Below are 23,657 nucleotides of genomic sequence, written 5' to 3'. Positions count from 1 at the left end.
CTTTATAGCAATAGAATTAAAGAAGAAAAAATTAGGATAAAAAAAACTTGATTAAACAAATTAACATTGTCTAATCAAGTTTAGTTTATAAATACTCTGGATTGTATTTTAAGATATTATGCTGTTTTTGAAAGCATCTCTATTACTTGAACAAAAGCAAATATGTCGATAATTCTATTTCTCATTTTATCTCAAAAGCGAATCTGCTACTAAAATTTAGTCGAAAAACTCTCTTTAATCTAAAATTTAAGTCGAATAATCCCATCTTTCAAAATTAATTTAAATCTAGAAACTCATTCAACCACTATTTTTTTAGGGTCTTTTTTTAAATTCAAGACATATTTTACATACCAACCCTATTTCTAAAAGGGTAACAATACATGAATTTATACTTTTTTCAAATGTAGTTAAATTCAAAAAATATTAATCAAAAAATTATTAAAACCCTTGATTTTACTGAGTTTTCAAGTTATTTTTACAAGTATGAAAACAGCACGCAAAATAACATTTTTAGCACTATGTTTTTTCATTACACTTTCTTGGGGTGTAAAATGCGTGTCTAATATTATCAAAACAAATACCGAAAAAAATATACAAGATAGAAAAGAAGCACTGCCTGGAGGCGAATTGGATATAGAAGATAAAAATTTTGAATTAGTATATGAATTACCCTCTTTTAAGATCCCATTTCTAACTACAATTGCAACTGAACTAAATTATAGCAAAGTGATAACCTTGCCGCAGACAGTGTTTTTAAATCTATCAATACCTCCTCCTGAATTTAATTTATTTGCTTAGTCCGTTATTGAAATCATTGATTTCAAACAAATAATTATAGAAATACTTAAATTAAAATATACGCATGAAAACGATATTCACACTTGTACTTATATTATTCACTTCATTAATTTTTGCTGACACTCATATTATTGTAAAACAAAATGGAGAAAAAATAGAAGTTAACTATGTTACCACCAAAAACAATACTGTATTTTATTCATTACCTGGAGACAGTGCTGTAAACGAAATAAGTCTTTTGGCGGTTAATAAAATTATTGACAAAAAAACAAATACTGTAATTATTGACAACCATAAAGTTGACATTTCTGGAAAATCAGGTTACAAAAATGTTCAAATATTAAACAATGAACAAACATTAGGTTTACATCAAGGTATAGCTTTAAAAACAACAATACACAAACCAAAAGGACAAACTAAATCAGATTGGATTGCTCAAGCTGAAACTAGACTAAAAAAACAAGCAGCAAAACAAGGATATCCTTTTGTAAAAATAACTAAGGAAACTGATTCTCGATTAGAAGCTGTTGCTTACAATTACTAAAAACCAAAAATCTAAATACAAAAAAGAGGCAAGTTGATTCTACCTCTTTTTGTTTTTATCCCAATATTCGAAATTCTTTACAAAATCAATATGGCTACAAAACCATTTCTTCAAACAAACGCTGAAGGGTTTTATCTAAATCTTCACAAAAACCACAATGCGGTCTTGATGTTTGTATAACAGAACTCCTAACGGCAGTTAACCACCTAAAACGAGATGGTATATCGAATTCTCCAATAGGACCACCTTCTTTTCCACCAAGTGTTATTTTTTGAAAAGACTCCAAATTTGACTGAAGCTGCTCCAAATCAAAATCATTAGAAAATAGAGCCAATTTAGCTTCATTAATACTAAAACGCATTTTAATATATTTTGCCTTTTTACAAAATAAAACAATCCCTACATTCAAAAACTCTTCGCGTTCTACCCTAGGCACCACACGAATAACAGCGTATTCATATAAGTTTTTCTCTTGCATTTTGGGCTTCGTTTATAAAAATTTCTGAATGATTTAATCGAGTCCATAAAAACTGAAAGTAAACCTTTCTAATATCTTCTGGAGTTTGTTCGCTATCTTCCCAAAGCAACCAATCTTCTGGAATATAATTTACTATATCATGTAAAATATCTTGTGTAAGCAATGCTCTACATTCGATATCAGCTTCTTTTAACATACTCGCTTGTGGTAATAAAACATGATCTTTTACCAATACAAATGGACTTTTAGCATGAGTTTCCCAAGTATTCCACGAATGATGAAAATACAGACAAGCACCGTGATCTATCAACCACAACTCTTTATGCCAAATCAACATATTGGTATTTCTAAAGGTTCTATCAACATTGGTAATATAAGCATCTAACCAAACAATTTTCGAGGCCAATTCAGCTGATAATTGTGTAACAACTGGATCATAAGTAACGGCTCCTGATAAAAAATGCATTGCCAAATTCAAACCTTGACTTCCTTGCAGTAAATCCTGTATCTCTTCGTCTCCCTCTGTTCGACCAAAAGCCTCGTCCAATTTAGCAAATACCAATTCGGGTATTTTTAAATTTAAAGCTCTTGCAATTTCACCACCTACAAACTCAGCTATTAATGCTTTTACACCATGCCCAGCACCACGAAATTTTAAAACATATTTAAAATCATCATCAGCTTCGGCAAGTGCAGGCAGCGAACCTCCTTCTCGTAATGGTAAAATATAACGGGTAACATCGACCGTTCTTAACTCAAGCGGTTTTCTCATAGTTTAATTTTAGAAACAACAAATTTACAAATTCCTATTTAGGTAACGATAGAGTCAAACACAAGTAATCGCATTAAATTTCGAGGCTTAAAAAGGCCTTCCCGATATATGCAATACAATCTGAAGCGATAAATGATTGGTATCCGGTTACAGGCAAAGCAATATCTGCAGTCAATCCATGCAAATAAACTCCCAAAATTGCAGCATCACGTGGTTCGTAAGATTGTGCCAACAAACTTGTAATCATTCCCGTAAGTACATCACCACTACCAGCGGTTGCCAAAGCAGCATTCCCTGTTGTATTTTTATAAATCAATTCCCCATCAATAATATAGGTGGGTGCTCCTTTCATCACAACGATAACTTGATTTTGAAGTGAAAAAGAGATTGTTTTTTGAATTTTTTCATCCTCCGAATTCCATTTCCCTATCAGTCGTTCTAACTCTTTCAAATGTGGAGTAAAAATTGTTTTAGGAGGCACCAACGCTAACCACGTAGGATTTTGTGCCAAAACATTTAAAGCATCTGCGTCTATAACCAATGGATTTATATAATTAGAAAGCAAATCATGCATAGCCTTTTGCGTGGCAATTTCTTGCCCCATGCCTGGTCCAATCCCAATTGCATTTGGGCTAAAGTTGAAATGTATATTAGAAATGTATTTTTTATGATCGTCAGTAATTGTCATAATTTCAGGATTAGCAGTTTGAATAATTTCATAACCACATCTTGGTACATAAGCAGTTACCAGTCCACAACCCGTTTTAAGAGCAGCTTTAGTAGATAAACAAACTGCCCCCATTTTTCCATAACTCCCTCCAATAATCAAAGCATGACCTTGCAATCCCTTATGTGTATTTTCGTCGATTGGCTTATAGCATTTCAAAATTTTGGCTCTATCGACATCAATTGAGTTTACCATACTTCATTTTTCTCTTAAAATTACTAAAATTAGAATAGTAAATACTTTTTTAATTAACTTTATAGTACAACAAACTAAGATTTTACTGATTCTTTACTTTTCATAAAATCCGAACAACAAACTGATAATTAATTTTTAATACAAAAGAAAAAATGAAAAAAGTATTATTCTTGACTGGCGATTTTACAGAAGATTACGAAACAATGGTTCCTTTTCAAATGTTAGAAATGATAGGTTATACCGTTCATACTGTTTGTCCAGAAAAGAAAAAAGGAGATTTAATAAAAACAGCCATTCATGATTTTGAAGGCGATCAGACCTATACAGAAAAACCTGGTCACAACTTTGTTTTAAACTATAGTTTTGACAATGTAAAAGTAACCGATTATGACGGTTTGGTAATTGCCGGAGGTAGAGCACCAGAATATTTACGATTAAACCCTAAAGTAATCGAAATCACGCAACATTTTTTTACAACCAACAAACCAGTTGCAGCTATATGTCACGGTATTCAAATTTTGACAGCAGCCAATGTTGTCAAAGGCAGAAAATTAACCGCTTACCCAGCAGTAGGCCCAGAGGTAACCTTAGCAGGTGGTGAGTACCAATCGATTCCTGTTGATGGTGCTTTTGTTGACGGGAATTTAGTAACCTCTCCTGCCTGGCCTGCACATCCAGCATTTATTAGAGAATTTCTAAAAATCATGGGAACAAAAATCGAGATTTAATACTGTATCAAATTAATCATGAACAATTAACGACAAAAACTACAACGGGATTAATTCTGGTTGTAGTTTTTTATCTTTGAAATAAAAAAATAACACATGATTGCTGTTGCTACTCTTGAAGACATTTATGCTCTTGAAAAACTAATTAATTCTGCCTATCGTGGCGAAACCTCTAAACTGGGATGGACAACCGAGGCCAACTTATTGCAAGACAAAAGAACCACCATAGACGAACTAGGAAATATCTTAATGAATGACAACAATACCATCTTAAAAGTCATAAAAGAAAATACGATAATTGCTTGTGTTTTGTTAACAAACAAATCAGACAAACTCTACCTCGGAATGCTTACTGTTTTACCTAAATTGCAAAATAGCGGTATCGGAAAAGAATTATTGAACGAAGCAAAAAAATATGCAATACAATTAAGTTTACCCAAAATCACAATGACCGTTATCTCTGTAAGAAAAGAATTAATTGCATGGTATAACCGACATGGTTTTGTTGACACAGGAATTAGAGAGTCTTTTCCCCTTAACGGAACAGATGCCATTATATCTAAAGAGCCTTTAGAATTTATTATCCTCGAAAAAAAGATATTGTAAATCAAATTTGATACAGAGTATTTCATAAATTTAGAACAAAAACTGTTGCTATGAAAACACTTAACCAATGGTTTGAAGAATACTCGGTAAGCCATCAAAATCCAAAAAACAAAGCCATACATTACATTTGCGTTCCTGCAATTTTCTTTTCAATTGTTGGATTATTAATGAGTATTCCAAGTACTATTTTAAACAAAACACTTCAACTAAACCATCCAATTATCGAAAATTGGGCAACCATAACCTTGCTTTTTGTTTTATTTTTTTATGTCAGACTATCAATCATAATGGCAATCAAAATAACATTTTTTGCCATACTATGCCTCATTCTAAATTTTTACATTGGCCAATACTTAACTCTTTGGAAATTTTCGATTACCCTTTTTATTTTGGCATGGTTTGGTCAATTTTACGGTCATAAAATAGAAGGAAAAAAGCCTTCTTTTCTTAAGGATTTACAATTCTTATTGATAGGTCCTGCTTGGGTGCTTCAAAATTTATTTTCTAAAAAATAATCCAATACTCAACATTATTCAAAAAGATTCAAGAGAGTATAATTTTGGGTTTTTATAGTCATTGCCAAGCAAAATAAAAGCCATAAATTAGCACCTTAATTTTTATATAAAAAAAACAAATGAAAAATACTGCTTTAACGCACATACATGAGGGTTTGGGAGCGAAAATGCTACCGTTTGCTGGATACAATATGCCTATTCTATACGAAGGGGTTAATACTGAACACGAAACGGTTCGAAATGCAGTAGGTGTTTTTGATGTATCGCACATGGGAGAGTTTATTATTTCTGGACCAAATGCATTGAATTTGATTCAAAAAATAACATCTAATGATGCATCAACACTAACAATAGGAAGAGCTCAATATTCTTGTTTGCCTAACAATGAAGGTGGAATTGTAGATGATTTAATCATTTATAAGATGAAAGAAGAACAGTACTTATTGGTAGTAAATGCTTCAAATATTGAAAAAGATTGGGAGTGGATTTCTTCTCACAATGATTTAGGAGTCGAAATGCGAAACCTTTCTGATGAGTATTCGTTATTAGCCATTCAAGGACCAAAAGCAGTAGAAGCAATGCAATCGTTGTCGTCTATAGATTTAGCTTCAATTGCATATTATCACTTTGAAGTAGCTGATTTTGCTGGTTTTCCTAATATAATCATTTCTGCTACTGGCTATACTGGTGCAGGAGGATTTGAAATTTATTGCAAAAATTCAGAAGTAGAAACCATTTGGAACAAAGTTTTTGAAGCTGGTGCAGCATTTGGAATCAAACCAATAGGTTTAGCTGCTAGAGATACTTTACGTTTAGAAATGGGATTCTGTTTATATGGAAACGACATAAACGACACCACTTCTCCACTTGAGGCTGGTTTGGGATGGATTACTAAATTCACAAAAGACTTTACCAATTCAGACAACCTCAAAAAACAAAAAGAAAACGGGGTTAGCAAAAAATTAGTTGCTTTTGAAATGCAAGAAAGAGCAGTTCCGAGACAGGATTACGAAATTGTTGACGCAAACGGCAATTCAATCGGAATTGTAACATCAGGAACCATGTCTCCTTCTATGAATAAAGGAATTGGATTAGGGTATGTTACAACTCCAAACAGTATTATTGATAGCGACATCTATATCCGAATCAGAAAAAATGATGTTCCTGCCAAAGTGGTAAAACTTCCTTTCTATAAAAAATAATTTATATGAAAAAAAACACATTTGTATTACTATTTTTCTCTTTATCTCTATTTGCTCAAAATGGTGACACCAATTGTGAAATTTTACTCAAAATAAATAAACTACTTCAAAAAGAGCACTACAGTCCAAAGCCGGTAAACGACAGTTTATCGGCTTATCTATTTAATGAATTATTAAATGATATAGATCCTGGAAGAAATATATTTTTAAAATCAGAAGTCGATTTACTCTCCAAACAGTACCTATATCAATTAGATGATTTAATCTTAGACAGAAATTGTTCTTTTCTTGAAAACATAAAAAAAGAATACAAAACTGCATTACTAAGAAACAAAGCGGTATTAGAAAACCTAAATAAAAAACCTATCGATTTTAGCACACGTGATACAATTCGTTTCAGACAAAAAAACTTTGATTTCTACATGAAAGAAAACGAAATTGAAAAAGCTTGGAATAAAAAAATCCGATACGAAATTTATAGCGAAATTGCTGGAGAAAGCAAAAATATTGACTCATTAAAAGCAAACTTTAATTCCTTAAGCAACAATGCAAAAAAAAGGATTATAGAAAATGAGCTTTGCAAAATCAATACTTCCTTAACAAATGATAAATTATTTGAAGACGATTTTTACAATATTTTTTGTGAATATTTTGACCCGCATACTAATTATTTCAGTAGCGATACCAAATCAAGTTTTGTTTCCAATCTATCCAAAGAAAAATTATCACTTGGATTAGATATAAGTCTAAATGAAAAAAACGAAATTATTATTGTTGGGATCGACCCAAATGGCCCCGCATTTAAAACAGGAAAAATAAAAAAAGGAGATCAAATTATAGCCATTTCGAATGATAAAGAAACACTTGAAGTTTCTTGTTCCTCATTAGAATCTATCGCTATAATGATGTCAACAGATGCCAATGTAAGTCTTGAATTAACACTAAAAAGAAAATCAGAAAAAGCATTCAATGTAAACATTCAAAAACAGGTTTTAAAAGATGAAGAAAACACTGTTTACAGTTTTATTGTCAACAAAGAAATCAAAGTTGGCTATATAAAAATCCCAAGCTTTTATTCGGATTTTGAAGGACATAACAACAAAGGATGCGCACAAGATGTTGCCAAAGAAACCATCAAACTCATGAAAGATAACATTAACGGTCTTGTGCTCGACTTGACTGATAACGGTGGTGGTTCGATGGAAGAAGCCGTCAAACTTGCTGGACTTTTTATTGATCGTGGCCCCATATCGATTGTAAAAGATAGTCGAGATAAATTATCGGTTATAAATGATCCTTACAAAGGTGTAATTTACAGAGGACCAATTGTCATTATTATCAACGGAAATTCGGCATCAGCGAGTGAATTTTTTGCGTCCATCATGCAAGACTACAATAGAGCAATTCTGATTGGTAGTACTACTTTAGGGAAAGCCACAATGCAGACTATTCAACCTTTAGAGAAAAATGATGAGCGTCATTTTGTAAAACTTACCATTAGTAAATTTTACAGAATTACAGGCAAAAGTCACCAAGCGACCGGAATTATTCCTAACGTTTCGATTCCTACAATTTATCAAGATGTTTTTCAAAAAGAAAGCGGATTTCCTACAGCCTTAAAAAATGATTCTTTAAAATCCAGAATCCGATTTACCCCTTATGTCAGCAATGAATTGATCGAAACCTTAACCGAAAAAAGTAAAGATCGAGTAAGTAAAGATCCTTACTTTAATTCTATAGTAAGCCTCAATACAAAAATTGAAGCTGAAATAAAAAAACCTCTTATCGAAATACCAATGACATTGGATGCAATTTTTGAAAATCAAACTAAAATCAACAAACTTTCCGAAGAAATAAGTAGTCTTTCATCAGACGATTTAAACTTAGAAGTATCCAATTCAGAATACAACAAATCCTTGTTAATCCTCTACCCTTCTCTGGTAGAATACAACAAAATCCAACTTGATAATCTAAAATCTAATCATTACCTCAACGAAGCTATTTCAATTATAAGCGATTACAAAACACTTAAACAAATCAATTGAAAGAAATTCTAAAAAGATTTTCTTAAGCATTTTGGAAAAATAAGGAATAGCTGTATTTTTGCAACACAAAACAAAAAGAAATGGGAAGAGCATTTGAATTCCGAAAAGGTAGAAAAATGAAACGTTGGTCTGCAATGGCCAAAGCCTTTACTAGAATTGGTAAAGATATTGTTATGGCAGTAAAAGAAGGCGGTCCAAATCCTGATGCCAATTCAAGATTAAGAGCCGTTATTCAAAATGCGAAGGCAGCAAACATGCCAAAAGATAATGTTGAACGCGCCATCAAAAAAGCAACCGATAAAGACACTGCAAACTATAAAGAAGTATTATTCGAAGGGTATGCACCACACGGAATTGCATTATTGATTGAAACTGCTACTGATAACAACAATAGAACAGTCGCAAACGTTAGAAGTTATTTCAATAAATGCAACGGAACAATGGGAACTCAAGGTTCTGTTGAATTTATGTTTGACCATACTTGCAACTTCAGAATTCCTAAAGAAGGAATTGACCCAGAAGAATTAGAATTAGAACTAATTGATTTTGGAGCAGAAGAGGTATTTGAAGATGAAGACGGAATCTTAATTTACGCACCATTTGGCAGTTTTGGTACTATTCAAAAAGAATTAGAAAATAGAAAAATAGAAATATTATCATCTGGTTTTGAAAGAATTCCACAAATTACCAAAAAATTGACAGAAGCTGAAATGGCAGATGTTGAAAAATTGATCGAAAAAATGGAAGAAGATGATGACGTTATGAACGTTTATCATACTATGGAAGAGTAAAAACTTTAATCATTCAATACAAAAAAAAACCTCTAGCAATACAACTAGAGGTTTTTCTTTCTTACAATTTTTTTAAAGAAATCATAAGCATAAGCAATTAACTAATCATTTACGGTTAATTTATTTACTGTTGCTGTTTCAGATTTTTTTACTTTCAGCAAATAAGTTCCTTCTGGCAAATTTGTAACATCTATCTTATTTGTACTTCCCGTCAAAACCTTTAAGCCCTGAGTCGAATAGATTTCTGTTGATTTCACATTAGATTCTAATGGATCTTTCTCTACAAGTACATTTGTTATTTTTGATGATGTTTTCGATACTTGATTGTTTGGAGCAACAATTGGTTTATCTGGAGATAAAGCCGAACTATTATTGTACAAAGCACTCACTTCTTCTCCTGTTAAGGCTACATTATAAATTTTTAAATCATCAATATCTGCATTAATACTAACTGCATCTCCCATTTTTCCGATAGAAAAAACAAGAGCCGAAGTTAATTTTCTTGGACTAATAGAAGATTTAATTAACTCGCCATTTCTATAAATTCTTGATGTAAGTCCATCATAGGTAACCGTATAATTGTACCAAGTATCTGGAGAAATTGATGTAGTCACAATAACATCGTTGGCTGGCCCCCAACCTGCAAGATTCAAATCAGAACTTGAGGTAGTGGTTCCTTGTTGTAACAAACCATAATATTGAGCATTTGTTAACGATCCGTAGCCCCAAATATAATTTGCAGAAGCAACAGTATTATATTTTAGCCAAATTGAAACGGATCGCTTCGCATTTGAAAGAGGTAAATTTCCAATTATCGCTTCCAATGTAGTATTGTGTATTCGGATTGCCTTATTCGCAACACCTGATCTATCATTCACATACTTTACAACCCCATTAAACGAAATGGTTTTATCCGTATTGCTAAGATTACCATCAAAATTAAATTCTTGAATTGCTGTTTGAGCATTAACTTGTAGAGAAAATAAAAACCCTACGAAAAGGAGTAAATTTTTTTTCATAAGTTATAGTTTTAAATTTGTTAATAAACAATTGTGGCTTTATTTATTTATATCAAATTTAACCCTACTACTTTTCACAAACTAAATATTCCGATGAAACGCTTAAATATTCGTTTAATCCACAAAAAACATTAAAACATTTTACGAGATACATAATCAATAATAGATTTTATTGTTTTTTACTCATATTTATCTTTCATTTTCACCAAATAAATAGCAATTTCAAATTAAAAACATCGACTATTATTCTTATCAAAACAATATAATGACAAAACTTTTGTTTTAAAAAAAAACTCCAGATATCTGGAGTTTTTTTTGTTTTTTTATTTTATGAATTCTATTTTCTGAGCTTCTTCTTCATTTATACTATCAAAGAAACCTTGATCATTCATCCAATCATCACTAAAAACTTTGCTCATATAGCGTGATCCATGATCTGGGAATATTGCTACTACATTACTATTAGCGTCAAATTCACCTTCTTCAGCATATTGTTTTATGGCTTGCATCACTGCTCCCGAAGTATATCCTACAAACAATCCTTCTTTTCTAGTAATCTCTCTTGCTGAGTGGGCACTTTCTTCATCTGAAACTTTGATAAACTTATCAATAATATCGAAATCTGTTGCCGAGGGAATTAAATTTTTTCCTAAACCTTCAATTCTATAAGGGTAAATTTCTTCGCTATCAAACTCTTTGGTTTCGTGGTACTTTTTTAGTACCGAACCAAAAGCATCAACACCAAGAATTTTTATATTAGGATTTTGTTCTTTTAGAAATTTTGCAGTTCCAGATATAGTTCCTCCAGTTCCGCTACAAGCTACAAGGTGAGTAATTTTACCATTTGTTTGTTTCCAAATTTCTGGTCCTGTAGTTTTATAATGTGCATCAATATTAAGTTGGTTGAAATATTGATTGATATAGATTGACCCTTTTGTTTCTTCGTGTAATCTTTTGGCAACATTGTAATAAGAACGACTATCATCTGCAGAAACGTGAGCAGGGCAAACATAAACTTTAGCACCTAAACTCCTTAACATGTCAATCTTGTCTTTGGAGGACTTAGAACTCACAGCAAGAATACAATTATAACCTTTTATAATACTTACCATGGCTAAACTAAATCCAGTATTTCCCGAGGTTGTCTCTATAATTGTATCACCTGGAGATAAAATTCCTTTTTTTTCTGCTTCTTCAATAATATACAAAGCAATTCTATCTTTGGATGAATGACCCGGATTAAAAGACTCTACTTTGGCGTAGAAATTACCTTTTATATTCTCGGTTACATTATTTAGTTTAATAAGTGGAGTGTTACCTATTAACTCTAAAATATTATTATAAGCATTTATTTCTTCTTTCATAAAAAAATAGTTTATCTGAGAGCATTTTTTAATCTACCCCGATATATTGCAAATCTAACAAAAAAAATCTAATTAGTTTTCAATTTTCTCTAAATCTAATAAAAAACTATACTCTTTAGCCAATTCCTTGAGTGCTTCAAAGCGACCAGAAGCTCCTCCGTGCCCTGCATCCATATTGGTATCTAAAAAAAGTAAATTATTATCTGTCTTGAAAGCTCTTAATTTTGCTACCCATTTGGCGGGTTCCCAATACTGCACTTGAGAGTCATGTAAACCTGTTGACACATACATATTAGGATATTTTTGTGGTTTTACATTATCATAAGGGGAATAGGACAACATATAATCATAATATTTACGAGTATTGGGATTACCCCATTCGTCATATTCTCCTGTAGTCAACGGAATACTATCATCGAGCATTGTTGTAACGACATCTACAAACGCTACTTGTGCAATTACACCATTGTACAATTCTGGAGCTGTATTTACCACAACTCCCATCAACAAGCCACCTGCCGATCCTCCTTCGGCATACAAATGTTCTGGAGAGGTATATTTTTCGGCTATTAAAAATTTAGAGCAATCGATAAAATCGGTAAATGTATTTTTCTTTTTTAGCAATTTACCATCTTCATACCATTGTCTTCCTAAATCTTCACCTCCACGAATATGTGCTATCGCAAAAATAAATCCTCTATCTAACAGCGTTAAAATTGTAGTCGAAAAACCAGCATCCATAGAATGTCCGTATGAACCATAAGCATATTGCAACAACGGATTATTACCGTCTTTCTTAAGTCCCTTTCGATATACCATAGAAATTGGCACTTTGACCCCATCTTGAGCGGTTGCCCAAACTCTTTCTTCAATATAATTTGTTTTATCAAACTTTCCTCCTAAAACTTCCTGTTCTTTTAAAACTTCTCTCGTTTTAGTTTTCATATTAAAATCGATAACAGATTTTGGTGTTGTCATCGATTGGTATCCAAAACGTAAAATATCAGTTTCAAAATCAATATTAGCGGTTGTGTAAGCAGTATAAGTTTCACTCTCAAAAGACAGGTAATACTCCTGATCTCCATTTGAAGGAATAATTCTGATTTTATTTAGTCCGTTTTCACGTTCTTCTAAAACTAAAAAATTCTTGAATATTTCGATATCTTCTAGTAAAACATCTGATCTGTGAGCGATTACTTCTGTCCAATTTTTCTTTGAAGTAGCATTAACTGGGGTTTTCATTAACTTAAAATTTTCAGCTTTGTCCTTATTGGTCAAAACATAAAAACAATCTTCATAATGACTAATACTGTATTCTAAGCCTCTCACTCTTTTTTGAAAAATTGTAAACTCTTCATCTGGAGTATCCGCATCAAGAATCTGGTATTCTGTCGTTAAAGTACTATCCGACTCAATTGCTAAATATTTTTGAGACTTTGATTTGGCAATTTCAACATTAAAAGTTTCATCTTCTTCAAAATAAACCAATACATCATCAGCTTGATTTGTACCCAGTTTATGTTTTAAAATTCTATCAGAACGCAAGGTTACATCGTCTTTACCTGAATAAAATATAGTTTTATTATCATTGGCCCAAACTGCTGTTCCTGTTACGTTTTCTATTTTATCGTCTAGAATTTTGTTAGTTTCTAGATCTTTTATTTGAATGGTATAAATACGTCTTCCAACAATATCATAACTAAAAAGAGCTAACTTGTTGTCTGGACTAATACTTAATGCCCCCAATTGAAAATAGGGTTTATCCATCGCCATTCGATTACAATCAAATAAAATTTCTTCTCTGGCAGAAAGATTTCCTTTTTTTCGGGAATAAATGGGATAATCTTGGCCTTTTTCAAAACGAGTGATATAATAATAGCCATTATACAAATAAGGAACCGACTCATCATCTTCCTTAATTCTACTTTTCATTTCCTCAAAAAGAGTGTTCTGAAAATCTTTAGTATGGGCTGTTTTTTCTTGGTAATAGTTATTTTCTTGATTCAAATAATCAATAACTTCAGGATTTTCTCGGTCGTTTAACCAAAAATAATTATCTATTCTTACTTCATTAAATTTCTTTAGCTTCTTTGGAATCACTTTAGCTACAGGAGCTGTACTATTTTCTGGCATTGTTTGCGAGTAGGTTTAGCATTAAAAAATGCAAAAATAAAACAAAGTGTTTTTAAAACCAGTCCGTTTTTTATCTTATTTAACACAACTAAAAATCAAAAAGCTTAAATTTGCTTTCAAGAAATTTTAAAAAAAACAAAATGGATTTAATGGGAATGATGGGTAAACTTAGAGAAACCCAACAAAAAATAGAAGATACTAAAAAACGCTTAGACTCAGTATTAATTGACGAACAAAGCAACGACAACTTATTGAAAGTTACTTTGACTGCCAACAACAAAATAAAATCAATTGCTATTGATGATACTTTATTAGAAGACAAAGAGCAACTGGAAGACTATTTGATTTTAGTACTAAATAAAGCTATAGAAAAAGCAACAAAAATAAACCAAGCCGAATTGGATGCTGTTGCCAAAATGGATATGCCAATGATTCCAGGAATGGATAATTTGTTTAAGTAATTTTTTTGTTTCAGGTTTCAGGTTTAAAGTTTTAATTACGCGATCTTAAACTTTAAACCTGAAACTTTAAATAACAATCTTCTGCAACGTCTCCAAAACATACGTATGCATTACTTCTTTGTAATCTAAATGGGTAACAATTCTCAATTTCCCATGACCAAGTGAACTAATTAAAATGTTTTTCTCTTTCAGCTTATCTATAAGTAATTTTTCACTAAGTCCTTCTCTAACCGAAAATATTAAAATATTGGTTTCTACAGGTTCAATTTTTCCAATCCAAGGCATTCTTAACAAAACCTCAGCAATCTCTCTAGCTCTTCTGTGATCATCAACCAATTTGGCGATATTGTTATCTAAAGCAAAATTTCCTGCTGCTGCCAAATATCCTACCTGACGCATACCTCCACCTAATATTTTTCTAATTCTCAATGCTCTCTTAATAGCTTCTTTACTTCCTAAAAGCACAGAACCAATTGGTGCTCCCAATCCTTTAGATAAACAAACCGAAATCGTATCAAATAAAGCTCCAAACTCTCTTGGATGTTGTTTTTTAGCAACAACTGCATTCCAAATTCGAGCTCCATCCAAGTGAAACTTCAAATTATTAGCAACACAAACTGCTTTAATCTTTTTCAATTCTTCTAGGTCATAACATGCTCCTCCTCCTTTATTCGTTGTGTTTTCTATACAAACTAAACTTGTCAGCGGACTGTGATAAAATTCAGGATCGTTTATTGCTCCAGCCACTTGTTCAGCAGTAATCATTCCTCTATCTCCATTCAATAAACAACAAGAAACTCCACTATTAAAAGAAACACCTCCACCTTCATAATGATAAACATGTGCGTATTTATCTGCTATTAATTGTTCACCTGGTTGGGTATGCAACTTAATTGCTGCTTGATTTGCCATAGTCCCTGAGGGGAAAAAAAGTCCCGCTTCCATACCAAACATCCCTGCCAATCTCGCTTCAAGAGCAATAACAGTAGGATCTTGTTTATATACATCGTCACCAACTTGGGCATTAAACATGTATTGCAACATCTCAACCGATGGTTTGGTAATCGTATCGCTAATCAAATTTATTTCCATAATCTAAAAACTATATCCTATTTTTGTAACTCAAAACTAGTAGAAATATTATTAGAAGCTATTCCTGTTATTCTTTACCATCTGGTTACATTGTTCAGGTCTAAAATAAACTAATCCAATAATTTTTCGACACAAAATTACTATAAATTTATGACAACTACCGAACAAATAAAAGGTATTGTAGAACGCCTAGGTGCGTTGAGGAGGTATCTTTGACGTTGATGCCAAACTTATCGAAATAACTAACGAAGAAGAAAAAACGTTTGCTCCCGATTTTTGGAACAATGCTAAAGAAGCCGAAGCTCTTGTAAAAAATCTCAGAAGTAAAAAGAAATGGATTGAAGATTATAACAAGGCTGTAGATTTGACAGACGAGTTACAACTTGCCTATGATTTTTACAAAGAAGGTGAATTAACCACTGAAGAATTAGACCATCAATACCAAACAGCAGAAGCTCACATTGAAGGTATAGAATTCAAAAATATGCTTTCCGAAGAAGGTGATAGTTTGAGTGCCGTGCTTCAAATTACAGCTGGTGCTGGTGGTACCGAGAGCTGTGATTGGGCATCGATGTTGATGCGAATGTACATGATGTGGGCCGAAAAAGAGGGCTACAAAATCAGAGAACTGAATTATCAAGAAGGAGACGTTGCTGGAATCAAAACTGTCACACTCGAAATCGAAGGCGATTATTCTTTTGGATATTTGAAAGGTGAAAATGGTGTTCATCGATTGGTCCGAATTTCTCCTTTTGACAGTAATGCTAAAAGACACACTTCGTTTGTTTCTGTTTATGTATATCCATTAGTTGATGATACCATTGAAATTGAAATCAACCCTGCCGATATCGAAATCACAACAGCTCGATCTAGTGGTGCCGGAGGTCAAAATGTGAACAAGGTAGAAACCAAAGTACAATTAGTTCACAAACCTACAGGAATCCAGATTCAATGTTCTGAAACACGATCGCAACACGATAACAGACAAAGAGCTATGCAAATGTTACGTTCGCAATTGTACGAGATCGAACTAAAAAAGCAACAAGAACAGCGTTCGGATATTGAAGCAGGAAAAATGAAAATCGAATGGGGTTCGCAAATACGCAATTACGTAATGCAACCTTATAAACTAGTAAAAGATGTTCGAACTGGAGAAGAAACCAGTGATGTTGATAGTGTAATGAATGGAAACATCGACAAATTTCTTAAGGCATATCTCATGATGATGGGACAACGCGAAGAGGAATAGTTTTTTTTTTTAGAAAAATCATTTAAAAAATCATTTTCTCCCCAACAGTCAAAAACTGTTGGGGATTTTTATTTACTTCGATTTAGAAAAATTCTAAAATCAAAATTCAAACATAGAAATTGAAAAAGTAAAACGTTTTAGTAAATTAGCACATATTAGAAAACACAATTAGCTTATGGATATCAACTTCAATCAAAACGAAGATCACAATAAACTTTTACTTTCAGAACTCAGAAAAAAATTCGCAAAAGTCAAATTGGGTGGTGGAGAAAAACGAATCGAAAAACTCCATGCAGAGGGCAAAATGACCGCTCGTGAACGCATTGACTATCTTTTGGACGAAAATTCAAAATCTATCGAAATCGGAGCTTTTGTTGGCGACAAAATGTACGGAGATCACGGCGGATGTCCTTCTGGAGGTGTCATTATAAAAATTGGATACATCAAAGAAAAATTATGTATTGTAGTAGCTAATGATGCAACTGTAAAAGCAGGTGCTTGGTTCCCTATTACTGGTAAAAAAAACCTTAGAGCTCAGGAAATAGCTATCGAGAATCGTTTACCTATTATTTATTTAGTAGATAGCGCAGGAGTTTATTTGCCTCTACAAGATGAAATTTTCCCTGACAAAGAACATTTTGGACGCATTTTCAGAAATAATGCTATTATGAGCAGCATGGGGATTACACAAATTGCAGCAATCATGGGGAGTTGTGTAGCTGGTGGAGCTTATCTCCCAATTATGAGTGATGAAGCATTGATTGTTGACAAAACTGGAAGTATTTTTCTAGCAGGTAGTTATCTCGTAAAAGCTGCCATTGGCGAAACTATTGATAATGAAACCTTGGGTGGAGCCACAACGCATTGTGAGATTTCGGGTGTAACGGATTATAAAGCCAAAAACGATCAAGATGCTTTGGATAAAATAAAAAATATCGTTGACAAAATTGGCGATTTCAACAAGGCTGGATTCAATCGAGTTAAACCTGAAAATCCTGCTTTAGATGAAAATGAAATTTACGGCATTTTACCAAAAGTTAGAAATGAACAATATGATATGATGGAAATCATCCATCGTCTAGTCGATAATTCAGAATTTGAAGCATACAAAGAGGGTTACGGACAAACTATCATTACTGGTTATGCTAGAATTGATGGTTGGGCTGTTGGAATAATAGCCAATCAAAGAAAAGTAGTTAAAACTGCCAAAGGTGAAATGCAATTTGGTGGTGTTATCTATTCCGATTCTGCAGATAAAGCCACACGTTTTATTACGAATTGCAATCAAAAGAAAATTCCTCTAGTCTTTCTTCAAGACGTAACTGGATTTATGGTAGGTTCGAAATCGGAACATGGCGGAATCATAAAAGATGGAGCCAAAATGGTTAACGCCGTTTCCAATTCGGTTGTACCAAAATTTACAATTATCATTGGAAACTCCTACGGTGCAGGAAATTATGCCATGTGCGGAAAAGCATTTGACCCTCGATTAATTGTTGCATGGCCAAGTGCCGAACTAGCAGTAATGGGTGGTACACAAGCTGCCAAAGTATTGGCACAAATAGAAGCTTCGGCATTAAAAAACAAAGGAGAAATTATCGATGAAGCCAAAGAAGCTGAACTTTTTTCGAAAATCAAAAATCGTTATGATGAACAAGTTTCTCCTTACTATGCTGCTGCCAGATTGTGGACAGACGCTATTATCGATCCTTTAGAAACCAGAACTTGGATCTCAATGGGAATTGAAGCTGCCAACCACGCTCCTATCGAAAAACAATTTAATTTAGGAGTGATTCAAGTATAAATACCTCATTAATACTTGAAACTTATATTTAAAAAAATGCCCCAAAATTCGATAATTATTCGGGGCATTTTTTAAAAATAGTAATAATCAATCTAAGCTTTAATTGAAAAAAATCAAATTATTTTTAGATAACGATTAATTTGCTTTCCTTTTCAACCATTTTCGAACAGGTTCATCATAAAATTTCATACAAAAATAAGCCAGTAAAATAGAGGTAACAAAAACCAATATTCCTATTGGTAATGCTTTGGATAAAATAACTTTATTTGTTGCTACCCATCCTGTGTAGATATAAATTAATGGATAATGGGTAATATATATTGGATAGGAAATGTCTCCAAAAAAATTACAAATCTTCGATGCGTTTTTATTTTCAATATTACCACTAGCTCCCAAGTAAACAATTAATGGAAAAACGAAAATAACAATCAGAGAATCGTACAATCCGTTTTGCCATAAATTTTCAACTCCACCAATTCTTGGCATTGCCAAAACAATTACTAATAGGATACTACTTATTATAAATGCATTCTTAATCTGAATCAATTTGCTTATTCTAAAGAGCAATAATCCTGCAAAAAATGGGTACAAAACTCTTGCAAAACCAATGTGCAACTGTTCCGCATTCAATGACCATCCACCAATAATATCTCCATTAGGACTAGTCAAAGCGAGGTGAATTAAAAAAACTGCAGATAATAAAACAAATATTGAAAGCACCGTTTTTGAAAATTTGTGCACAAAAAGTGCGTACAAAATATTAGCAATATATTCAAAAAACAAAGACCAACCTGGACCATCAAGCGGATGCATTTCTGCCCAACCCCTTATATCCATTGCTATAGGCACTGGAATTAGCGTAAATCCAATTAGCATTACCAACAACATTTTCCAAACAGGAACTTCGCTTATCCCTGGCCAAAGAGTAGAATCTTGAAAATAAAAACAAATCGCCCCAATTATCATTCCCATTACCACCATTGGCTGGAGACGTATCAGCCGTGTTTTAAAAAAACCTGACAAACTCATCGTCTTCCATCGGTCGTCATAGGCATAACCAATAACAAAACCAGAAAGTAAAAAGAAAAAATCAACTGCCAAATAACCGTGATTAATAAGCTGATCTTGATGACTAGTAGCATTGGCTTCTAATATGTGAAAAGCCACCACTAATAGTGATGCAACTCCTCTTAATCCGTCTAATATTTAAAAATGGGGCTTTGTAACTGACATTTTGTTTTTATTTCTTATTTATAATTTGATTTTATTATTTTTTATAATACCCCTAAATTTTCAAGATCAGATCTTAATTGAATTGGGTTTTTAAATTGAATTGCATGAATACCTAACTCTTTTGCTGCAAGAACATTTTTTGCAACATCATCAATAAATATTGAATTTTCGGCTTTTAAATTGTAACGGCTTAATAAAAGCTTATAAAATCTTGGATCAGGTTTAATAAGCTTTTCTTCTCCCGAAACTAAAATCCCATCAAACTTGTTGAAAAAAGAAAATCGCTCATAGGCAATATGAATAGTCTCCGAGGACCAATTGGTCAATCCGTATAGCTTAAATTTTTCTCTTACTTCATGCAAAATTTCTACTGTTCCAGGTATATCTCCTTTTAACATTTTCTCCCATTCACCGTAGAATAATGCAATTAGCGAATGATACTCTGGAAACTGTTTTTGAAGTAATTCGGTTGCCTCTTTTAATGTTCTTCCTCTATCTTGCTCGACATTCCACTCATCTGTACAAATATTTTTAAGAAAGAATTCCATTTCATCTTCATTTTCAAAATAATCTCTATACAAATGTCTCGGATTCCAATCAACCAAAACACCTCCAAAATCAAATATTATAGTGTCTATTTTCATTCTTAAACAGGTTTCAATTTTGCTAAAATATACAAATTCACATAATTAATTTGATTTTGAAATTAAGTATTACTTCCTATTTGCATCAATTGTGATAAAATCAAAAAATCAGAAATTTTATATTAAAAAAACACATACTGCAATTTTAAATCAAAAAAACAACTTATTTCGTTAATTATTAATAACTTAGTCATTATTAATTTAAACCCAAATGATTATGAATAATGTAAAAAGTTTAAATAAGTGGGCAAACAGACACACTTATTTACCTGTAGATTTACTCAGAATGGCACTTGGTGTATTTTTATTTATGAAAGGTGTTTATTTTTTTTCGAACACACAATATCTGATTGATTTACTTGCACCAATTGATCGATTTGATAAGTTTGGAGGAGGCATGTTTTTGATTCATTATATAGCTCCTGCACATTTGGTTGGAGGAATTTTAATTTTCTTTGGATTATTAACCCGCTGGGCAATCATTGCACAATTACCTATTTTATTTTGTGCAATAATCATCAACTTTATGGGCAATATGCATGAACAAAATTTGTTTTTGGCTATTTTGACATTTATACTATGCTTGTTTTTTACCGCTTATGGTGGAGGCAAAAACTCGGCTGATTATTATTTTAAAATGGAAAAGTAATTCAAAATGACTTTTGGTTTCAAAAGTGATTTTTTTCTATAAATCAGAAAACAAAAAAACAGTTGTTAGTAATTTAACAACTGTTTTTTTTGATTCACCTTTATTTAAACGGTATTTTTTTTACTTTCTTCTCTCATAAATTTTCCTGTAGCAGTTTCTTTAAACTTGGGAATAAAAACAATTTTTTTTGGTTTTTCATATTTATCCAAAACATCAAATATTGCCTTATCAATATCTAAAGCTTCACCTTCTACAAAAAGTACCACTTTTTCTCCCAAAACATCATCGGACTCTCCTGCAATAAAATATCGTCTCGGAATCAATGTTGATAGTTTATTCTCGACCTGTTCAGGCATAATTTTTATTCCGCCACTATTAATAACATTGTCAAAACGTCCTAACCAAATAAACTCTTTGTCCGAAATTAATTGAACAATATCATTTGTAACAATTTTCTCTTCTCTTATTTTTTTAGCCTCAATAACCAAACACTGATTTTCATTTGTAGAAACAGAAACATTAGGCAATGTGGTAAAAGCTTCTTTTCCTATTTTTTTGGCAGCAATATGGGTGATGGTCTCGGTCATTCCGTAAGTTTCATAAATCTGAACTGGTAGTTTAAGCAATTCCTGTTCAAGAGATTTATGAATTTTTACACCTCCAATTATTATTTTTTTGATGTTTTTTAATTTCGAAATAGCATTTTTGGCTTGAAGCGGCACCATCGCAGCAAAATCATATTTCTCGTCATTATACTCTAATGGATTTGCGCTTGGAGCCACAAAATCCAAATCCAATCCTAAAACAAAAGAGCGGATAAACATCATTTTTCCAGCAACATAATTAGCTGGCAAACAATGTAAGACTTTATTACCAGGCTCTAAACCGAAAAATTCTCCAGTTGCAATAGCTGATTGTACCATTGCTTCTTTTTCAATTCTAATCATTTTGGGTTCGCCAGTAGTACCAGAAGTGCACATGTCGATATAGGTTTTATCGTCAAACCAATCCAGCAGGAAGTCTCCAACAGCTTGTTCAAAATCGGCTCCTTCTTTTATAAAACTATAAGCAATTCTACATAAATCTTCTTTTGACAGATGGTAACCATTTATTTTAAAATGACTATGTACGGTTTTATACGATAATACACTCATAATACTACTAATTATATTTATTAGAATTAATTATTTATCAAGTGATCCTGAAAGTTTTTCTATCCAATTAGACCAATTGTATTTTCTATCAAATATAATTAAAAGTACAGGATAAATTACCAAAACTGGAAAGATTATATCAAATCCTACCTCTGGTTCTGATATATCTTTAAAGATTGAATAGGTTTGAAATGCAGACCAATCAGATGTAACCAATAGAGCCCCAATTAAATTATTGGCAGCATGAAAACCAAGCGCCAATTCCATTCCTTCATCCATCAAAGTCATTATCCCCAATAACAATCCTGTACCTATATAATATACCATCATTATATTTCCTAACTTACTAACTTCGGGATTCGATAAATGCAACAATCCAAAAATCGTTGAAGTCATAAGTAAAGGAAACCACCTATTCTTTAAAACATTAGCAAACCCTTGCATAAGATATCCTCTAAAAATCAATTCTTCGACTGTAGTTTGTACTGGAATCAACAAAGTGGCAATTGTAAATAAAATCAAGAATGGAATTGGCTGAAAATTCATTTCAAAATCAGAAGGATTCAAAGCATACGTTATAAATATTGAAACAATTGTAAACACTCCCCATAAAAAAAATGAAAAACACACTCGTTTCCAATCTATTCTTTCTCTGCTTGTTATTATCGAAATAAATGATTGCTGATGCAAAAAGCGAACTACAAAATAGATTCCCCCCAAAGCAACAACATAAGAAAGAAGTAACAAAAACAAATTTAAATTGGGCTCAAAGAAATGCAACAATTCATCATCTGAAGCAGGATATCTCTTTCCGTTAAAAACGGTTTGAAATAAAACCATCACCAACATTGGCATTTGCCCAACAAAAGAAGCTCCTGCTATGGATAACATCCCTAAAAGGTATTTCCAAAATTTATTATTTTCATTTACTCCTTGCTCTATAAACATATTGTTATTTTTTTTATAATCTATTTTTATTGTTGTTTCAAATCTTATTTTTGCTCAAACTAAAATAGCTTTTTATATTTTATTATTAAATTAAATCGTGATCAAAATGATACAAATCTACCATAATCAACGTTGCGGAAAGTCAAGAAATTGTTTATTAACACTACAAGAATCCAATAAAGAGTTTGAGATCATTAACTATCTCAACACACCTCCAACAGCAACTGAACTAATTACTTTACTAAAAAAACTACAATTCACTCCTATTCAATTAATTCGTCAAAAAGAAAAAATTTGGATTGATAACTATAAAGGCAAAACCTTGACCGATGATGAGATTATTCAGGCCATGGTCGAAAATCCGATTCTTATAGAAAGACCAATCGTAGTAAAAGACGATCAAGCCATCATAGGACGTGATTTAGAAAAGGTTATTCCTTTTATCTAAAACATTAACATATTTTTAGCTATTTCAATTTAAACTTTTTTGAAATAGCTATGTCTTA

General features: G+C 32.3%; 24 protein-coding genes. 13 read left to right on the top strand and 11 right to left on the bottom strand.

Annotated features, from left to right (window positions below; translation table 11 throughout):
- Positions 1-483: 483 nt before the first annotated feature.
- The gene (locus ABEB18_RS00620) at positions 484-798 is read left to right on the top strand and encodes a hypothetical protein (protein WP_348797064.1); all 315 of its coding nucleotides are present in this window, start codon (positions 484-486) and stop codon (positions 796-798) included.
- Between the two features lie 64 nt (positions 799-862).
- Positions 863-1,342 carry a hypothetical protein gene (locus ABEB18_RS00615; protein ID WP_348797063.1) on the top strand — a complete coding sequence of 160 codons (480 nt, stop codon included), beginning with the start codon at positions 863-865 and terminating at the stop codon, positions 1,340-1,342.
- Between the two features lie 94 nt (positions 1,343-1,436).
- Here ABEB18_RS00615 and ABEB18_RS00610 read toward each other — a convergent pair whose 3' ends face one another.
- The 3 genes from ABEB18_RS00610 to ABEB18_RS00600 form a co-directional block, all read right to left on the bottom strand.
- A complete protein-coding gene (locus tag ABEB18_RS00610; protein WP_348797062.1) occupies positions 1,437-1,820 on the bottom strand; it encodes a DUF3037 domain-containing protein in 384 nt (127 codons plus the stop codon).
- A complete protein-coding gene (locus tag ABEB18_RS00605) occupies positions 1,798-2,592 on the bottom strand; it encodes a HipA family kinase (protein WP_348797061.1) in 795 nt (264 codons plus the stop codon). The genes ABEB18_RS00610 and ABEB18_RS00605 overlap by 23 nt, the downstream gene beginning before the upstream one ends.
- Before the next feature lie 73 nt (positions 2,593-2,665).
- Positions 2,666-3,514, bottom strand: a complete 849-nt coding sequence (locus ABEB18_RS00600; protein WP_348797060.1) for an NAD(P)H-hydrate dehydratase — start codon at positions 3,512-3,514, stop codon at positions 2,666-2,668.
- 152 nt (positions 3,515-3,666) lie between these two features.
- Here ABEB18_RS00600 and ABEB18_RS00595 point away from each other — a divergent pair, with 152 nt between their 5' ends.
- The 6 genes from ABEB18_RS00595 to ABEB18_RS00570 all read left to right on the top strand — a co-directional run bounded on the left by ABEB18_RS00595 (position 3,667) and on the right by ABEB18_RS00570 (position 9,401).
- The gene (locus ABEB18_RS00595) at positions 3,667-4,242 is read left to right on the top strand and encodes a DJ-1/PfpI family protein (protein WP_348797059.1); all 576 of its coding nucleotides are present in this window, start codon (positions 3,667-3,669) and stop codon (positions 4,240-4,242) included.
- 96 nt (positions 4,243-4,338) lie between these two features.
- Positions 4,339-4,848: a GNAT family N-acetyltransferase gene (locus ABEB18_RS00590; protein WP_348797058.1), complete on the top strand. Its 510-nt coding sequence runs from the start codon at positions 4,339-4,341 to the stop codon at positions 4,846-4,848.
- A 50-nt stretch (positions 4,849-4,898) separates the two neighbouring features.
- Positions 4,899-5,363: an Mpo1 family 2-hydroxy fatty acid dioxygenase gene (locus ABEB18_RS00585; protein ID WP_348797057.1), complete on the top strand. Its 465-nt coding sequence runs from the start codon at positions 4,899-4,901 to the stop codon at positions 5,361-5,363.
- Between the two features lie 119 nt (positions 5,364-5,482).
- Positions 5,483-6,565 carry a glycine cleavage system aminomethyltransferase GcvT gene (gene gcvT, locus ABEB18_RS00580; protein ID WP_348797056.1) on the top strand — a complete coding sequence of 361 codons (1,083 nt, stop codon included), beginning with the start codon at positions 5,483-5,485 and terminating at the stop codon, positions 6,563-6,565.
- A gap of 5 nt (positions 6,566-6,570) precedes the next feature.
- Entirely contained in the window at positions 6,571-8,610 is a 2,040-nt protein-coding gene (locus tag ABEB18_RS00575) for a S41 family peptidase (RefSeq protein WP_348797055.1), read from the top strand.
- Between the two features lie 80 nt (positions 8,611-8,690).
- Complete coding sequence (locus ABEB18_RS00570; protein WP_348797054.1) at positions 8,691-9,401, top strand: YebC/PmpR family DNA-binding transcriptional regulator; 711 nt, start codon at positions 8,691-8,693, stop codon at positions 9,399-9,401.
- Positions 9,402-9,502: 101 nt separating this feature from the next.
- Here the strand turns inward: ABEB18_RS00570 and ABEB18_RS00565 are convergent, their stop codons facing one another.
- From ABEB18_RS00565 to ABEB18_RS00555, 3 genes are all read right to left on the bottom strand, one after another.
- Complete coding sequence (locus tag ABEB18_RS00565) at positions 9,503-10,420, bottom strand: LamG domain-containing protein (RefSeq protein ID WP_348797053.1); 918 nt, start codon at positions 10,418-10,420, stop codon at positions 9,503-9,505.
- Positions 10,421-10,743: 323 nt separating this feature from the next.
- A complete protein-coding gene (gene capA, locus ABEB18_RS00560; protein WP_348797052.1) occupies positions 10,744-11,784 on the bottom strand; it encodes a cysteate synthase in 1,041 nt (346 codons plus the stop codon).
- Between the two features lie 72 nt (positions 11,785-11,856).
- Positions 11,857-13,917, bottom strand: a complete 2,061-nt coding sequence (locus ABEB18_RS00555; RefSeq protein WP_348797051.1) for a S9 family peptidase — start codon at positions 13,915-13,917, stop codon at positions 11,857-11,859.
- A gap of 110 nt (positions 13,918-14,027) precedes the next feature.
- Between ABEB18_RS00555 and ABEB18_RS00550 the strand changes: the two genes are divergently transcribed.
- Entirely contained in the window at positions 14,028-14,378 is a 351-nt protein-coding gene (locus tag ABEB18_RS00550) for a YbaB/EbfC family nucleoid-associated protein (RefSeq protein WP_348797050.1), read from the top strand.
- Between the two features lie 66 nt (positions 14,379-14,444).
- On the opposite strand, the gene ABEB18_RS00545 is transcribed toward ABEB18_RS00550, so the two are convergent.
- Positions 14,445-15,470: a threonine aldolase family protein gene (locus ABEB18_RS00545; RefSeq protein WP_348797049.1), complete on the bottom strand. Its 1,026-nt coding sequence runs from the start codon at positions 15,468-15,470 to the stop codon at positions 14,445-14,447.
- Between the two features lie 150 nt (positions 15,471-15,620).
- On the opposite strand from ABEB18_RS00545, the gene prfB reads away from it, so the two are divergent.
- Positions 15,621-16,719 (top strand): peptide chain release factor 2 gene (gene prfB, locus ABEB18_RS00540; RefSeq protein ID WP_348797048.1). Its coding sequence is split into 2 segments (ribosomal slippage): positions 15,621-15,683 and positions 15,685-16,719, totalling 1,098 coding nucleotides; the frame shifts between segments, so codons are not numbered across the junction.
- 175 nt (positions 16,720-16,894) lie between these two features.
- Positions 16,895-18,523, top strand: coding sequence for an acyl-CoA carboxylase subunit beta (locus ABEB18_RS00535; RefSeq protein WP_348797047.1), 1,629 nt, complete (start codon positions 16,895-16,897; stop codon positions 18,521-18,523).
- A gap of 135 nt (positions 18,524-18,658) precedes the next feature.
- Here the strand turns inward: ABEB18_RS00535 and ABEB18_RS00530 are convergent, their stop codons facing one another.
- On the bottom strand, positions 18,659-19,729 hold the full coding sequence (locus ABEB18_RS00530) for an acyltransferase family protein (protein WP_348797470.1): 1,071 nt from the start codon (positions 19,727-19,729) through the stop codon (positions 18,659-18,661).
- A gap of 68 nt (positions 19,730-19,797) precedes the next feature.
- Entirely contained in the window at positions 19,798-20,400 is a 603-nt protein-coding gene (locus ABEB18_RS00525) for an HAD family hydrolase (RefSeq protein WP_348797046.1), read from the bottom strand.
- A 217-nt stretch (positions 20,401-20,617) separates the two neighbouring features.
- Here ABEB18_RS00525 and ABEB18_RS00520 point away from each other — a divergent pair, with 217 nt between their 5' ends.
- Positions 20,618-21,049 carry a DoxX family protein gene (locus tag ABEB18_RS00520; RefSeq protein ID WP_348797045.1) on the top strand — a complete coding sequence of 144 codons (432 nt, stop codon included), beginning with the start codon at positions 20,618-20,620 and terminating at the stop codon, positions 21,047-21,049.
- Between the two features lie 104 nt (positions 21,050-21,153).
- Here the strand turns inward: ABEB18_RS00520 and ABEB18_RS00515 are convergent, their stop codons facing one another.
- Positions 21,154-22,203: an AMP-binding protein gene (locus ABEB18_RS00515; protein WP_348797044.1), complete on the bottom strand. Its 1,050-nt coding sequence runs from the start codon at positions 22,201-22,203 to the stop codon at positions 21,154-21,156.
- Between the two features lie 30 nt (positions 22,204-22,233).
- Complete coding sequence (locus tag ABEB18_RS00510) at positions 22,234-23,151, bottom strand: CPBP family intramembrane glutamic endopeptidase (protein ID WP_348797043.1); 918 nt, start codon at positions 23,149-23,151, stop codon at positions 22,234-22,236.
- Positions 23,152-23,257: 106 nt separating this feature from the next.
- Between ABEB18_RS00510 and arsC the strand changes: the two genes are divergently transcribed.
- Positions 23,258-23,599 (top strand): arsenate reductase (glutaredoxin), encoded by a 342-nt coding sequence (arsC, locus tag ABEB18_RS00505; RefSeq protein ID WP_348797042.1) that lies wholly within the window; start codon positions 23,258-23,260, stop codon positions 23,597-23,599.
- Positions 23,600-23,657 lie beyond the last annotated feature (58 nt).

The sequence above is a fragment of the Flavobacterium adhaerens genome (genome assembly GCF_040045115.1).
Classification (GTDB): Bacteria; Bacteroidota; Bacteroidia; order Flavobacteriales; family Flavobacteriaceae; genus Flavobacterium; species Flavobacterium adhaerens.
This window is presented reverse-complemented; position numbering and strand designations above follow the sequence as displayed.

Bases quoted from the DNA above. Each gene is read 5' to 3' on its own strand.
- ABEB18_RS00620 (WP_348797064.1), top strand. From the start codon at position 484: ATGAAAACAGCACGCAAAATAACATTTTTAGCACTATGTTTTTTCATT.
- ABEB18_RS00615 (WP_348797063.1), top strand. From the start codon at position 863: ATGAAAACGATATTCACACTTGTACTTATATTATTCACTTCATTAATT.
- ABEB18_RS00610 (WP_348797062.1), bottom strand. From the start codon at position 1,820: ATGCAAGAGAAAAACTTATATGAATACGCTGTTATTCGTGTGGTGCCT.
- ABEB18_RS00605 (WP_348797061.1), bottom strand. From the start codon at position 2,592: ATGAGAAAACCGCTTGAGTTAAGAACGGTCGATGTTACCCGTTATATT.
- ABEB18_RS00600 (WP_348797060.1), bottom strand. From the start codon at position 3,514: ATGGTAAACTCAATTGATGTCGATAGAGCCAAAATTTTGAAATGCTAT.
- ABEB18_RS00595 (WP_348797059.1), top strand. From the start codon at position 3,667: ATGAAAAAAGTATTATTCTTGACTGGCGATTTTACAGAAGATTACGAA.
- ABEB18_RS00590 (WP_348797058.1), top strand. From the start codon at position 4,339: ATGATTGCTGTTGCTACTCTTGAAGACATTTATGCTCTTGAAAAACTA.
- ABEB18_RS00585 (WP_348797057.1), top strand. From the start codon at position 4,899: ATGAAAACACTTAACCAATGGTTTGAAGAATACTCGGTAAGCCATCAA.
- gcvT (WP_348797056.1), top strand. From the start codon at position 5,483: ATGAAAAATACTGCTTTAACGCACATACATGAGGGTTTGGGAGCGAAA.
- ABEB18_RS00575 (WP_348797055.1), top strand. From the start codon at position 6,571: ATGAAAAAAAACACATTTGTATTACTATTTTTCTCTTTATCTCTATTT.
- ABEB18_RS00570 (WP_348797054.1), top strand. From the start codon at position 8,691: ATGGGAAGAGCATTTGAATTCCGAAAAGGTAGAAAAATGAAACGTTGG.
- ABEB18_RS00565 (WP_348797053.1), bottom strand. From the start codon at position 10,420: ATGAAAAAAAATTTACTCCTTTTCGTAGGGTTTTTATTTTCTCTACAA.
- capA (WP_348797052.1), bottom strand. From the start codon at position 11,784: ATGAAAGAAGAAATAAATGCTTATAATAATATTTTAGAGTTAATAGGT.
- ABEB18_RS00555 (WP_348797051.1), bottom strand. From the start codon at position 13,917: ATGCCAGAAAATAGTACAGCTCCTGTAGCTAAAGTGATTCCAAAGAAG.
- ABEB18_RS00545 (WP_348797049.1), bottom strand. From the start codon at position 15,470: ATGGAAATAAATTTGATTAGCGATACGATTACCAAACCATCGGTTGAG.
- ABEB18_RS00535 (WP_348797047.1), top strand. From the start codon at position 16,895: ATGGATATCAACTTCAATCAAAACGAAGATCACAATAAACTTTTACTT.
- ABEB18_RS00525 (WP_348797046.1), bottom strand. From the start codon at position 20,400: ATGAAAATAGACACTATAATATTTGATTTTGGAGGTGTTTTGGTTGAT.
- ABEB18_RS00520 (WP_348797045.1), top strand. From the start codon at position 20,618: ATGAATAATGTAAAAAGTTTAAATAAGTGGGCAAACAGACACACTTAT.
- ABEB18_RS00515 (WP_348797044.1), bottom strand. From the start codon at position 22,203: ATGAGTGTATTATCGTATAAAACCGTACATAGTCATTTTAAAATAAAT.
- ABEB18_RS00510 (WP_348797043.1), bottom strand. From the start codon at position 23,151: ATGTTTATAGAGCAAGGAGTAAATGAAAATAATAAATTTTGGAAATAC.
- arsC (WP_348797042.1), top strand. From the start codon at position 23,258: ATGATACAAATCTACCATAATCAACGTTGCGGAAAGTCAAGAAATTGT.